Source organism: Rhodococcus sp. 11-3 (assembly GCF_023704055.1).
GTDB classification, from domain to species: Bacteria; Actinomycetota; Actinomycetes; order Mycobacteriales; family Mycobacteriaceae; genus Rhodococcus; species Rhodococcus aetherivorans.
In genome coordinates this window covers 3,162,366-3,175,382 of the sequence record NZ_CP080406.1, presented here as the reverse complement: position 1 = coordinate 3,175,382, position 13,017 = coordinate 3,162,366, and the positions used below count along the sequence as shown (strand labels likewise).

The window sequence follows — 13,017 nt, the reverse complement described above, 5'->3', positions numbered from 1 at the left end:
CGTTCGATCGCGATCCGGTCACCGGATGCGCTCGAATCACAGTTTCGGTAACCGCTTTTCGAACCGGACCCCGGAAACGCCCCGCGGCGGCCCCGGTCCCCCTATTGTCGAGCCGACCACGCCGTCGCCCGTGCCCGCCCCATCCTCGAGGAGCTCTGGATGCAGCAGCGTCGATGGACCGTTCGTTCGCTCACCGCCGCGGCAGCCGCGGCTGTCGCCGTGGCCGTGCCCGCCCACGCAGTCGCGGAGCCGGCACCCCCGGGATTGCCGCCGGATGCGCTGCGGGCGGCGGCCGCCGCGGATTCCCCCGAGGCGCTGCGGGCGGTGGAGTCCCTGCTCGACGCGGCCCGCACCCCGGCGTTGTTCGAGCCGCCGCCGCGCAACACGCCGCAGCCGTTCATGCAGCCCGCCCCCACGTTCGGGCTCGGCTGCGGCGGCGGCTTCACCCCGTACGCGATGACCACCGGCTGGGCCCAGCCCGGCCCCAACGCGGTGCCGCCCGTGCAGATCGGGCAGTTGAAGATCTTCGTCTCCCCCACGATCCCCACCCTGCCGGCGCGGGCCGACCTGAAGTTCGTATGGCTGAACATGGAGAACTTCCGCGGCGGCGTGGCCACCCTCGACGACACCGTCGGCGGGGTGCCGCAGCTGTCGAAGACCCTCGACACCGGCACCGGGCCGGTGCTGTCGGCACTGTTCGGTTCCGTGCAGTACGTCGACGGCACCTTCTGCCAGGTGGTGTACACGATGGGGGCGTTCTTCGCCTGAGGCCGCCGCCGGCTCGGCGGAGCCCGGTTCAGCGGAGCCGCTCGGCGGCGCGAGCCAGGCGCACCAGGTCGGCGCACAGCGGCGCCAGCTCCTCCGGACCTGCGCCCTCGCCCACCGCGGTCGCGACGTCCTCGGCCGCGCACCGCACCTCGAAGGCGCGGTCGGCGACCGCGCTCGCCTCGTCGGCGGTCAGGACCACCGCGTCCTCCGGCAGGCCCGCCTCCCGGGCGAGGGTGCGGTGCTCGTAGGCCCGCTGGCGGCACGAGCGGCGGCAATAGCGGCGGCGGCGCCCGAGCGGGGCGTCGGCGACCGGCCGGCCGCACCAGAGGCAGTTCTCCGGTTTACGGGTACGTCCGGTCATGGCCGCACACCCTACCGGCCCGCGGCGCCGGAGCGGCCGGGGCAGCCCGGTAGAATGACCCGCGCCCACGGCCCCGGGGCGGTCGGGAACCGATTCGACCGCGCGGGCGTTGACAAGAGTGGTCGGCATCCGCCGATGTCGACCGCACTGTGGACGCTCGCTTCCCTCGGAGGCGAGCGCACCGGGCGGAGCACACAAGAGAGGACACCACCATGGCAGATCGTGTACTGCGAGGCAGCCGGCTCGGGGCGGTGAGCTACGAGACCGACCGTGACCACGATCTGGCGCCGCGGCGGATCGCCCGCTACCGCTGTGACAACGGCGAGGAGTTCGACGTTCCGTTCGCCGACGACGCGGAGATCCCCGGCACCTGGATCTGCAAGAACGGCCTGGAAGGCTCCCTGGTCGAGGGCGCGGCACCGGAGACTAAGAAGGTCAAGCCGCCGCGCACCCACTGGGACATGCTGCTCGAGCGCCGCTCCATCGACGAGCTCGACGAACTGCTCAAGGAGCGCCTCGAACTGCTCAAGACCAAGCGGCGGGGCGCCTGACCCGCCCCCACCGGCACCTCACGATGCCGCCCCCGGGATCCGTCCCGGGGGCGGCATCGCGTATCACGGGCCCCCAGGGGTCGGCCGTGTTGCGCGCACGGCACAAAAAGATCAAACGCCGACAGCGCCTTCGCGCGCGTGTCATCATGATCGAACACCGGCCGGATTCTCGGACCGGCGACCTCGGACGACGCGAAACGGAATGACCCACTGGGGTTTCGGGACGTGGTACAGGGGGCGAGAAGCAATGGACAACAGCAACGACCGCAGGGCCGGCGGCACCGCCGAATCCACGCCGGACCGCCTGCTCGACGGGCTGCGCACCGAACTCGACCGCGTCGATGCCCGGCTCCTCGACGACGTCCGGGACCGGCTGCGGATCTGCGCCCGCATCGCGCACCTGAAACAGCGGCACGCCATCCCGATGCTGCAGCCGGGGCGGATGCAGGTCGTGCACGACCGCGCGGAGACCTACGCGCACCGCAACGCCATGTCGCCCGAGTTCCTGCACTCGTTGTACGCGCTGCTCATCGCGGAGGCGTGCCGGGTCGAGGACCTCATCATCGACGGCACCGGCTCGGCGTCGGCCGAGCTGCGCGAGACCCGGACCTGAGGCCGGTCATGGCCGCGCCGCCGCCCGCCGGTTCGATCCGCACCCTGCTGATCGACAACTACGACTCGTTCACCTACAACCTCTACAGCCTGCTTGCGGAGGTCAACGGTGTTGCGCCCACGGTCGTCAGCAACGACACCCCGTGGGAGTGCCTGGACCTCGACCGGTTCGACAACGTCGTCGTCTCCCCCGGGCCGGGGCGGCCCGACCGGGCCCGCGACTTCGGGATCAGCTCCCACGCCCTGCTCGACTCCGGTCTGCCGGTGCTCGGGGTGTGCCTGGGCCACCAGGGCCTGTGCAACCTGTTCGGCAGCGACGTGGTGCGCGCCCCGCATCCGGTGCACGGACGGCTCTCGCGGATCCGGCACACCGGCACCGGGTTGTTCGCCGGCATTCCCTCGCCGTTCGCGGCGGTGAGATACCACTCGCTGGTCGTCGACCGGGTGCCCGACGAGCTCGAGGCCGTCGCCTGGACCGAGGACGGGCTGCTCATGGGGGTCGCCCACCGGACCCGTCCGCTGTGGGGGGTGCAGTTCCACCCCGAATCGATCTGCACCGAGTACGGCCGCGAACTGCTGGCGAACTTCCGCGACGCGACCCCGGCCCGGCCCCACCCGCCGGAGCCGGCCCTACCGCCAGCGCCGACGGCCCCGCCCCCGGCGCTGGTGCTCGAGAGCCGCCGGATCGCACACAACCCGGACCCGCAGCGGGTGTTCGAAGCGTTGTTCGCCGAGGGCCCGCACAGCTTCTGGCTGGACGGCAGTGCCGCCACCGAGCCGAACTCGCGGTTCTCCATCCTCGGGGACGGATCGGGACCACGCGCCGAGTTCGTCACCTACAGCGTCGCCGAGACCCTGGTGCGCGAACAGCGGGCCGGGGAACCGGTCGCCGAGTTCCACACCACCTTCTTCGACCACGTCGACCGTCGCCTCGCCGAGCGCACGGTCGCCCGGCGGGACGACCTGCCGTTCGCGTTCGCTCTCGGGTACGTGGGCTACCTGGGGTACGAGCTCAAGGCCGACACCGGCGGCCAGCTGGTGCACACGTCCCCCATCGCGGACGCGGCGATGGTGTTCGCCGACCGCGCGGTCGTGCTCGACCACGAGGCGCGCTGCTGCTATCTGCTGGCGTTGAGCGAGCGGACCGGTGAGCCGGCCACGACCGCGTGGTTCGACGAGACCGCCGCGGTGCTCGAGTCCCTGCCGGAGTCCGCCACGGCGCCGGCCACGGCGCCGCTGGTGCGGGCGGAGCAGGATCCGCAGGTGCGGTTGCGGCACGAGCCGCAGCGGTACCTCGAGCTGATCGCCCAGTCGATCGCCGAGATCCGCAGCGGCGAGACGTACGAGGTGTGCCTGACCAATGCGGCGACCGTGGAGCGCAGCGTGGATCCGCTGCGTACCTACGAGACGCTGCGGGAACTCAGCCCGACCCCGTACAGCGCCCTGCTGCGGTTCCCGGAGGTGTCGGTGCTCAGCGCCTCGCCGGAGAGGTTCCTGCGGATCGGCCCGGACCGGGTGGTCGAGTCGAAGCCGATCAAGGGCACCCGGCCGCGCGGCACCACCGAGGACGCGGACCGGGCGTTGCGGCAGAGCCTGCTCGACAGCGAGAAGGACCGGTCGGAGAACCTGATGATCGTCGACCTGGTGCGCAACGACCTCTCGCGGGTGTGCGTACCCGGCTCGGTGCACGTGCCGAAGCTGTTCGACGTCGAGACGTACGCGGCCGTGCACCAACTGGTCTCCACGGTACGGGGCACGTTGCGCCCGGATGCGACCGCGGTGGACTGCGTGCGGGCCGCGTTCCCGGGCGGGTCGATGACCGGGGCTCCGAAGCTGCGCACCATGGAGATCATCGACAAGCTCGAGGACGGCCCCCGCGGCGTGTATTCGGGGGCGCTGGGATATCTGTCCCCGACGGGGGCGGCGGATCTGTCGATCGTCATCCGCACCATGGTCGCCACCGAGCACGAGGTGGGGTTCGGAATCGGCGGCGCCATCGTCGCGTTGTCGGATCCGGCGGACGAGCTCGAGGAGACGATGGTCAAGGCGGTGGCGATGCGCCGCACCCTGTCGGTGAACGAGTCGCCCGAGGACGGCCCCCGCGCGTGAACGCCGCGGCCGGTCCCGTGGTCGTCGCCGGCGGTGCCGGCGCGGTCGGCCGGATGCTGGTCGAGGCGTTCCGTCGCGACGGCACCGCCGTGGTGGTGATCGACCCGGCCGCCGGCGACGACCCGGCCGCGCTGCGCGGCGATGTCACCGCCCCCACGGCGGCGATGCGGGACGCGGTCCGGGTCGCTCCGGCAGTGGTGCTGGCCCTGCCCGAGACCACCGCACTCGCCGCCGCCGCCCCGCTCGGTGCGCTGCTGTCGCCGGCCGCGGTGCTCGTCGAGACGCTGTCGGTGAAGTCGGCGTGGGCGCGGGCCGTGCGCGAGCCGGGGTGGTCCGCGCAGTGCGTGGGGCTGAACCCGATGTTCGCGCCGGCGCTGGGCATGGCCGGCCGGCCGGTGGCGGTGGTCGAGCACCGGCCCGGCCCGGCGGTCGAGTCGCTGGTCGGGGCGCTGGGCCGGTGGGGTGCGCAGGTGGTGCGGCTGACGGCGGACGAGCACGACCGGGTCGCGGCGGCCACCCAGGCCGCCACCCACGCGGCCGTTCTGGCGTTCGGGCTGGCGCTGGGCCGGCTCGACGTGTCCCCGTCGGTGGCGGGGGCGACGGCACCGCCGCCGCACGTGCTGCTGCGGGCGCTGCTCGCGCGGATCACCGCCGGCGCGCCCGAGGTGTATCTCGACGTGCAGGCCGGCAATCCGCACGCGGCCGCCGCCCGGGCGGCGCTGCGCGCCTCCCTCGACGAACTCGACGCAGTGGTCGGCGCCGGTTCGGTGGCCGGGTTCGCGGACCTGCTGGCCCGGGCCGGAACGCCGCTGGGCGCGGACGCCGACCGGTATCGGGAGCTGTGTGCGGGACTGTTCGCGGAGCTGACGCAGGAGGAAACGGAGAGCCGCCATGGCCGAGCCTGATCTGTCCGGGGCGCGGGGCCCGCTGCTCGCGCCCGCGCTGCCCGACCACGATCCGCACGACGTCGTCGAGAGCGCCGTCGTGCGGGGCCTGGCGCGGTCATGGGGGCGGCGCGCCACGGTCAAGAAGCGCGAACCCGATCTCGACGAGCTGTTCGATCCGACCCGGCTGGACTTCCCGGACGAACTCGTGCCGTTCCACACCCACCCCGCGTACCGTGCCCTGGACGAGGAGCGCCGGGCCCGGCTGCGGGGCTGGGGGTGGATCGCGTACAACAAGAACGTCATGGACATCGAGCAGTACGTGGTCAACCCCGGCTTCGCGCTGATCACGACGGACTTCTTCGAGGTCGGACCGTCGGACACCGTCACCGCGGGGGTGCTGCAGGCGATGGTCGACGAGCAGTACCACACCCTGATGCATCTCAACGCGAGCGCGGTGATCCGCCGGCGTCGCGGCTGGCGGATGCCCGAGTCGGCGCTGCCGCCGTGCCGGACCGTGCGCGAGCACCGCGCCGCAGTCGACGCGGCGCCGGATCCGCGGGCGCAGGCCCTGATCCGGCTGGCGTTCACCACCGTCGCCGAGACCTCCATCAGCGCGTTTCTCGGGTTGATGACCGAGGACGAGGATCTGCAGCCGGTCAACCGCACGACGGTGGCCCTGCACCGGCGCGACGAGCTCAGCCACGCCTCCCTCGCGGCCGAGCTGCTGAAGATGGTGTTCACCGATCTCGGGCCCGGCGACCGGGCGCAGCTGGTCGAGGCCCTGGCGGCGGGCATCGAGGCCTTCACCGGCAGCGATCTGGGAACCTGGGCGGCGATCGTGGAGGCGGAGCGCGTTCCGGGCGGGCGGGAGATGCTCGCGGACACCGCGGCGGCGCCGCATCCGCGGCGGGTGGTGCAGGACTGCAGCGCGATCCGCCGGTTGTGCGCCGACCTGGGTGTCGCCGACGATCTGTCCGTCACCTGGTAGAACGACCGAAACCGAACGAACGATTCGAACGTTCGCAAAGATGACCCATTCGTGACCTCCGAACGTTTGTTTCGAACGTTCGGAGGTGTTCGCCCTGGTAACCTGCGGTCGTGAGCGATGCAGCCTCGTCGGGCGGCACACCGATCGGGGAGACCCCGGCGACGGGCGGCCGCCGCAAGCAGTACGCCAACAGCGCCGAACGTGCGCGCGCCTGGCGCGAGCGTCAACGCCGGACCTCCGCCCCCGCCGGTGCCGCCCCCTCCCCGGATCCGGCGCCGCCCCCGGCGGTACCGGATCCGGGGCCACCGGAGGCCGCGGCGGCCCGGATCGGCGCCGTGCCGGCAGCCCCCCGGGCGGCGGGGACGGGGGCGGTGGACTTCGAGGCGGCACGGCTGCGCACCGAACGCGACGAGGCGCTGCGGGCCGCGGCCGAGGCCTGGCAGCGCGTCGCCGAACTCGAGGCGGATCTGGCGATGGTGCGCGCCGAACTGGCCGACGAGCGGGCAACCCAGCTGCGCGAGGCGCGCGCGCACATCGCCGAGCTGCAGGTGCAGGTCGCCGAGCTGCGGCGCGAACGCGATCGTCGCACCGCGGACCCGGCCTGACGAACGTTCGGCGGTCCTGTTCGGTGCCGAACGATCGATTGCCCTAGTACCTCTTCTTCGAACGTTCGGCGCCGCCGGGTCCGGGACTTCCGGCCCTGTCGGGACCTCGTCGAGAGGAGTCGAATGGAGTCGGAACGACCTCCCCATCGATCCGACTCCCAGAGAGGAGCAGACATGTCCACTGTGCCAGCGCGCCGTCCCCGTTCGGTGTTCCCGGACCTGTCCGAGTTCTTCGACGCCTTCCCCTTCACCGGCCTGCGTCCCGCCCTCGGCGGCAACCTCATCCGCGTCGAGGACCGCGTCGAGAACGGCCGGTACGTCCTGCGGGCCGAACTGCCCGGGCTCGACCCCGAGAAGGACATCAACGTCTCGATCAACGCCGGGCAGCTCGAGATCACGGCCGAACGCACCGAGGAGAAGTCCGAGGGTGGACGCTCGGAGTTCCACTACGGCTCGTTCCGCCGTTCGGTGACCCTGCCCCCGGGTGCGAAGGACGACGACGTCGAGGCGTCCTACACCAAGGGCATCCTGACCGTGTCGATCGGTCTCGCCGAGCAGCAGGAGGCCGGGAAGAAGATCGAGGTCAAGAACGTCGAATGAGCCCCGGCACCCGGGAGGGGTGCACGCCCGTCGGCGTCCACCCCTCCCCCCGGCCGCTGCTCAGCGGCGCAGCAGACCGCGCAGCTTCGTCCACCGGTTGCGCACACCCCACACGGTGACCTTGATCAGGGCCTCCTGCACGATGCTGCCGCTCATCTTCGACTCGCCGATGATCCGCTCGGTGAAGGTGATCGGCACCTCGGCGACGGTGAACCCGGCCTGCACGGCCCGCCAGGCGAGGTCGACCTGGAAACAGTAGCCGTGCGAGGCGACCGCGGCGAGATCGAGCTTCTCGAGCACCTCGCGGCGGTAGGCGCGGTAGCCGCCGGTGATGTCGTGGATCCTCACCCCCAGCGCGAGCCGCGAGTAGATGTTGCCGCCGCGGGAGAGCACCTCCCGGTGCCACGGCCAGTTCACGACCGTGCCGCCGGGCACGTACCGCGAGCCCAGCACCAGGTCGGCGCCCGCGTCGATCCGCTCGAGCAGCAGGTGCAGTTGCTCGGGGGCGTGGCTGCCGTCGGCGTCCATCTCCACCAGCACGGTGTAGCCGCGCTCGAGTCCCCAACGGAACCCGGCGATGTACGCGGCGCCGAGACCGTTCTTCTCCGTGCGGTGCATCACGTGGATGCGGCCCTCGCTCGCGGTGGCGAGACGATCGGCCACGTCCCCGGTGCCGTCCGGGCTGCCGTCGTCGACGATCAGCACGTGCGTGTGCGGCAGCGCGGCGTGCAACCGGCCGACGATCAGGCCGATGTTGTCGCGTTCGTTGTACGTCGGAATGATCACCAGGGTCCGGGCGCTCGGCGCACTGTCGTTCCCGGCCGGCGTCGCCGCTGCCATCGAAGGTCCTTCCTGTCGAACCGGCCGTGGACCGGTCATCTCGCGGTGCCGGCTGCGGCCGGCACGGTGGTGCCCCGCCCGCGCGAGCGCACCAGCGCCACGCCGACGGCGGCGACGGCACCGACGCAGAGCACGAGCTCCGGAATCGGTCCGAGCCGAGTAGCCAGCGTAGCCGTCGTGCGCAGCGGCACCTGCGCCACCAGCACCTCGGGCACGAACAGGGCGCTGCGCTCGGTGACCGTACCGTCCGCCGCGACCATCGCGCTGACCCCGCTCGTGGCGGCCACCACCACGGCACGGCCGTGCTCGACGGCCCGCACCCGGGACATCGCCAGCTGCTGGTAGGTCATCTCCGTGTCGCCGAAGGTGGCGTTGTTGGTGGGCACGGCCAGCAGCTGCGCGCCGGCGCGCACCGAGTCCCGCAGCGCCCGGTCGAACGCCACCTCGTAGCAGGTGGCCACGCCGATCGGGATGCCGGCGGCGTGGACGGTGCCGTCGCCGTCGCCGGGTACGAAGTGCCCGGCCCGATCGGCGTAGTCGGAGAACAACCGGAAGAACGAGCGGTACGGCAGGTACTCGCCGAACGGCTGGATGATGCGTTTGTCGTGCCGCTCCCCCGGCCCGCCGGCCGCGTCCCACACGATCACCGAGTTGGTGGTGGTGCCGTCCCCGTTGACCAGCACGGCGCCCACCAGGATCGGGGCGCCGACCGCGGCCGCCGCGGCGCCGATGTCGGCGGCCGCGTCGCGGTTGCGCAGCGGGTCGATGTCGGAGGCGTTCTCCGGCCAGATCACCACGTCCGGGCGCGGCGCGGTGCCGGCCCGGACCCGGTCGGCCAGCTCCAGGGTGCGGGCCACGTGGTTGTTCAGCACGGCCTTGCGCTGGGCGTTGAAGTCCAGTCCCAGCCGCGGCACGCTGCCCTGGATCGCGGCGACGGTGACGATGCGTTCGCCCGACTCGGGGGCGGGCAGCGCCGGCCAGGTCGCCAGCGCGAGCAGCGGCGCGGCGACGGTCACCGCGGCGGCCCGCAGCAGCGGTGACCGCTCCCGGTGCCCGCGGGCGTAGCGCAGGCCGGCGCGGCCGCACGCCCACAGGCCGGTGCCGGTCAGCGCCACGGCGAACGACACCAGCGGCGCCCCGCCGACCGCGGCGAGACCGACCAGCGGCCCGTCCGGCTGCCCGAACGCGAGCCGGCCCCACGGGAAGCCACCGAAGGGCACGCTCGCCCTCAGGTATTCGGTCAGGCTCCAGCCGGCCGCGATCCACACCGGGGCACCGGGCAGGGCACGCACCTGCACCGCGATCACCCCGAACAGGCCGACGAACACGGATTCGGCGGCCGCGAGCGCCAGCCACGGCAGCGGGCCGACGTACTCGCCGACCCACGGCAGCAGCGGCACGAAGAACCCCAGGCCGGCGAGGTAGCCGTAGCCGAAGCCGGCACGGCGGCGCCGCGTCGGCGCCGCCAGGATCGTGGTGAGCAGCGCGATGCCCAGCGGCGCGAGGAACCACAGCGGACGCGGCGGGAAACTCGTGAACAACAGCAGCCCCGCCGCGACGGCGGCGACGCTGCGGGCCACCACCGGCCGGGCGGCGGCGCGCGGCCCGATCACCGTGCGTACACGACGCGGCCGCGGTGCACGCTGCGCAGCAGCACCGGGTCGGGCGTGCCCGGCTCGAGGTCCGGCAGCGGCGCCACCCGCGACCGCGGGTCGGTCGACCAGCGCTGCACGCTGTCCTTCGGGGCGCTGACCACGAGCTCGTCCGCCTCCCAGATCGCGTACGACGCGGGCGCGCCGGGGTCGAGGGTGCCGGCGACTCCGTCGCGCACCCCGCCGGCGCGCCACGCCCCGCGGGTCGCGGCGGCGAACGCGGCGCGGGGGGAGATTCCGCTGCCCGGGGTGCGGTGGTGCACGGCGGCGCGCAGCATCGGCCACGGCCGGGCCGCGGTGACCGGTGCATCGGAGCCGAAGGCGAGCGACATGCCGGTCGCGGCGAGCGGTGCGAACGGGTTGAGCCCGGCGGCGCGGTCGGCGCCGAGGCGGGTGGCGTACAGCCCGTCCGGCCCGCCCCACAGCGCGTCGAAGGCCGGTTGCATGCTGGCGATCACGCCCCAGCCGCCGAGCCGGGCGGTCTGCTCGGCGGTGACCATCTCGAGGTGTTCGAGCCGGTGCCCGCGGGCCGCGACGGCCGGGCCGCCGAGCTCGGCGACGACGGCCGCGAACGCCTGCACCGCGGCGTCGACGGCGGCGTCGCCGATGACGTGGAAGCCGGCCTGGATGCCGGCTTCGGTGCAGGCCCGCAGGTGCGCGGCCATCTGCTCGACGGTGAGGTAGGCGGTGCCGCAGCAGTCGGGGCGGTCGGTGTAGGGCGCGGCGAGCCACGCGGTGTGCGACCCGAGGGCGCCGTCGACGAACAGGTCGCCGCCGAGGGCGTGGCCGCCGGTGGCGGCGAGGAGCGCGCGGGCCTGGTCGGCGGTGGTGACGGCCTCGCCCCAGTAGCCGCGGACCTGCACGGCGTGGTCGGTGGCGAGCAGTTCGGCGAAGTCGTCGCGGCCGGCGATGTCCGGGCCGCCGCACTCGTGGACGGCGACGATGCCGTGTGCCGCGTAGTCGTCGAGGGCGGCGGCGCGGGCGCGGGCCCGCTGGGCGGGGGTGAGCAGGGCGCGGGCGGCGGCGCGGACGGTGTGGTGCGCGGCCGCGGTGAGCGGACGCTGCGGGTGGTAGCCGTCGAGTCCGACGAGGTCGGTGGCGGCGCGCAGCGCGGTGGAGGCGGCCGCGGAGTGGGCGTCGACGCGGGTGAGGTAGACGGCGCGGCCCGGGGCGGCGGCGTCGAGGTCGTCGGTCGTCGGTGCGGTGGGGTCGGGCCAGCGGGTCTCGTCCCATCCGTGGCCCCAGACGACGGCGTCGGCGTGCCGGGCGGCGTGGTCGCGCAGCCGGTGCAGCGCGTCCTCGCGGGAGGGGGTGCCGGACAGGTCGAGGCCGGTCAGGGCCAGGCCGTGCGCGGTGACGTGGACGTGGGTGTCGACGAACGCGGGTGCGACGAACGCGCCGTCAAGGTCGATGGTCTCGGCGTCCGGGTGCAGGGCGCGGCCGGGCCGGTCCTCCCCCACCCACACGACCTGCCCGTCGGTGACGGCCATCGAGGTGGCGTCGGGGGCGCTGGCGCTGTAGATGCGGCCGCCGACGAGAAGCTGGGTGCGGGGGGCTGGGGAACTCACGGCTACCCAGTGTGCCCCGTCAGGGCAGGTGCGGGCGCTGCGGGGGGTCGACGATCTCCCCCTCGAGCACGGTGCCCGCGCCGGGTGTCGCGGCGCCGAGGCGCGGGGTGCCGACGACGGTGTGCTCGACGACCTCGCCGTCGACGACCACGAGCCGTTCGCCGCGGAATCCGCCGCCGCGGGCGGCGGCCGCGGCCACCTTGCGGGCGGCGACGGCCCGGACGGCGGGCCGCAGCAGGGCCCGGGTCGGGGGCAGCAGCAGCAGAATTCCGGCGGCGCTGGTGACCGGGCCGGGCACGAGGACGAGGGCGGCACCGACACCGATCAGGGCGCCGTCCGTGAGGGCACGGTCGGCGGCGCCGGCGAATCCGGCACGGTCGGCGGCGGTGCTGCGGACGCGGCCCAGGTTCTGCAGGGCACGCCGGCCCTGCGCGCCGAGGACGAGGTAGCCGAGGACGCTCACCCCGAGGAACAGCAGGATCGTCGCGCCGATGCCCAGGGTGGAGCCGAGCCAGGCCAGCACCCCGATCTCGACGACGACGTAGGCCAGGAACAGCAGCGCGATCATGGGGTGATCCTCCCAGGCGCCGGGGGCGGCACGAATGCGGATGCGACGGTCACACCCGGTCAACGAACGGCGCGGCGGTTTTGCTCCCGACCACTGTGATCGAATGGCCGCGTGGGTGCGGGCGACTGGGCGGTTCTGATGGTGGCGGCGACCGCCGCGGGGTGGGTCGACGCCGTCGTCGGTGGGGGTGGGCTGATCCTGTTGCCGGCACTGTTCGTCGTCGCCCCGCAACTGACGCCGGCGGCCGCGCTGGCGACGAACAAGCTCACCGCCATCTGCGGCACCGGCGCGGCGGTGGTGACGTTCGCCCGTCGGATCCGGCTGCAGTGGCCGGTCCTGGCTCCGGCGGCGGCGCTGGCCGCAGTCGCGGCCGCGGCGGGTGCGGCGACGGTCTCGCGGATCAACAGGGACCTGTTCATTCCGATCGTGATGGTGGTGCTGGTGGCGGTCGCGGTGTTCGTGACGCTGCGACCGCAGGTCGGCACGACGCTGGCGCACGAACGCCCGACGCTGCGGCGCACGGTGCTGGTGGTGCTGCTGGCGGCCGCGGTGATCGGTTTCTACGACGGGCTGCTCGGCCCCGGCACCGGCACGTTCCTGATCATCGCGTTCGCGACGCTGCTCGGCACCGAGTTCGTGCGCTCGGCGGCGATGGCGAAGGTGATCAATCTCGGGTCGAACCTCGGGGCGTTGGTGTACTTCGCGGCGACCGGGCACGTGTGGTGGTCCCTGGGGCTGGCGCTGGCGGTGTGCAACATCGCGGGCGCGGTGGCCGGGTCGCGGACGGCGCTGCGGCGCGGCTCGGGGTTCGTGCGGGTGGTGCTGCTGACCGTGGTGCTGGTGATGGTGGTGCGGCTGGGATGGCAGCAGTTCGGTTGAGCCGGCGCACGGGCCGCTACGGTGTTGCG

The 13,017-nt window shown here is 73.6% G+C and carries 14 protein-coding genes; 9 read left to right on the top strand and 5 right to left on the bottom strand.

Features of this window, described 5'->3' with window-relative positions:
* The first annotated feature begins 159 nt into the window (after positions 1–159).
* On the top strand, positions 160–768 hold the full coding sequence (locus KZJ41_RS15105) for a hypothetical protein (RefSeq protein ID WP_006931068.1): 609 nt from the start codon (positions 160–162) through the stop codon (positions 766–768).
* Positions 769–796: 28 nt separating this feature from the next.
* On the opposite strand, the gene KZJ41_RS15100 is transcribed toward KZJ41_RS15105, so the two are convergent.
* Positions 797–1,129, bottom strand: a complete 333-nt coding sequence (locus tag KZJ41_RS15100) for a hypothetical protein (RefSeq protein ID WP_006931067.1) — start codon at positions 1,127–1,129, stop codon at positions 797–799.
* A 212-nt stretch (positions 1,130–1,341) separates the two neighbouring features.
* On the opposite strand from KZJ41_RS15100, the gene KZJ41_RS15095 reads away from it, so the two are divergent.
* The 7 genes from KZJ41_RS15095 (at position 1,342) to KZJ41_RS15065 (ending at position 7,481) form a co-directional block, all read left to right on the top strand.
* Positions 1,342–1,680 (top strand): RNA polymerase-binding protein RbpA, encoded by a 339-nt coding sequence (locus KZJ41_RS15095; protein ID WP_006931066.1) that lies wholly within the window; start codon positions 1,342–1,344, stop codon positions 1,678–1,680.
* Positions 1,681–1,927: 247 nt separating this feature from the next.
* The gene (locus KZJ41_RS15090; RefSeq protein ID WP_006931064.1) at positions 1,928–2,293 is read left to right on the top strand and encodes a chorismate mutase; all 366 of its coding nucleotides are present in this window, start codon (positions 1,928–1,930) and stop codon (positions 2,291–2,293) included.
* An 8-nt stretch (positions 2,294–2,301) separates the two neighbouring features.
* On the top strand, positions 2,302–4,401 hold the full coding sequence (gene pabB, locus KZJ41_RS15085; RefSeq protein ID WP_006931063.1) for an aminodeoxychorismate synthase component I: 2,100 nt from the start codon (positions 2,302–2,304) through the stop codon (positions 4,399–4,401).
* A 53-nt stretch (positions 4,402–4,454) separates the two neighbouring features.
* Entirely contained in the window at positions 4,455–5,306 is an 852-nt protein-coding gene (locus KZJ41_RS15080; protein WP_373566481.1) for a prephenate dehydrogenase/arogenate dehydrogenase family protein, read from the top strand.
* Positions 5,293–6,276, top strand: coding sequence for a diiron oxygenase (locus KZJ41_RS15075; RefSeq protein WP_006931060.1), 984 nt, complete (start codon positions 5,293–5,295; stop codon positions 6,274–6,276). Before KZJ41_RS15080 ends, KZJ41_RS15075 begins: the two co-directional genes overlap by 14 nt.
* 110 nt (positions 6,277–6,386) lie before the next feature.
* Entirely contained in the window at positions 6,387–6,881 is a 495-nt protein-coding gene (locus tag KZJ41_RS15070) for a hypothetical protein (protein ID WP_168579671.1), read from the top strand.
* 174 nt (positions 6,882–7,055) lie between these two features.
* Entirely contained in the window at positions 7,056–7,481 is a 426-nt protein-coding gene (locus KZJ41_RS15065; RefSeq protein ID WP_006942502.1) for an Hsp20/alpha crystallin family protein, read from the top strand.
* 60 nt (positions 7,482–7,541) lie between these two features.
* Here KZJ41_RS15065 and KZJ41_RS15060 read toward each other — a convergent pair whose 3' ends face one another.
* The 4 genes from KZJ41_RS15060 to KZJ41_RS15045 are packed head-to-tail and all read right to left on the bottom strand — an operon-like array spanning position 7,542 to position 12,109.
* On the bottom strand, positions 7,542–8,321 hold the full coding sequence (locus KZJ41_RS15060; RefSeq protein WP_006942500.1) for a polyprenol monophosphomannose synthase: 780 nt from the start codon (positions 8,319–8,321) through the stop codon (positions 7,542–7,544).
* Positions 8,322–8,356: 35 nt separating this feature from the next.
* A complete protein-coding gene (gene lnt / locus KZJ41_RS15055) occupies positions 8,357–9,934 on the bottom strand; it encodes an apolipoprotein N-acyltransferase (protein WP_006942498.1) in 1,578 nt (525 codons plus the stop codon).
* Positions 9,931–11,541 carry an amidohydrolase gene (locus KZJ41_RS15050; RefSeq protein ID WP_006942496.1) on the bottom strand — a complete coding sequence of 537 codons (1,611 nt, stop codon included), beginning with the start codon at positions 11,539–11,541 and terminating at the stop codon, positions 9,931–9,933. Before KZJ41_RS15050 ends, lnt begins: the two co-directional genes overlap by 4 nt.
* A 19-nt stretch (positions 11,542–11,560) precedes the next feature.
* Positions 11,561–12,109, bottom strand: coding sequence for an FxsA family protein (locus KZJ41_RS15045; RefSeq protein WP_006942494.1), 549 nt, complete (start codon positions 12,107–12,109; stop codon positions 11,561–11,563).
* Between the two features lie 111 nt (positions 12,110–12,220).
* On the opposite strand from KZJ41_RS15045, the gene KZJ41_RS15040 reads away from it, so the two are divergent.
* Positions 12,221–12,988 carry a TSUP family transporter gene (locus KZJ41_RS15040; RefSeq protein ID WP_006942491.1) on the top strand — a complete coding sequence of 256 codons (768 nt, stop codon included), beginning with the start codon at positions 12,221–12,223 and terminating at the stop codon, positions 12,986–12,988.
* Positions 12,989–13,017 lie beyond the last annotated feature (29 nt).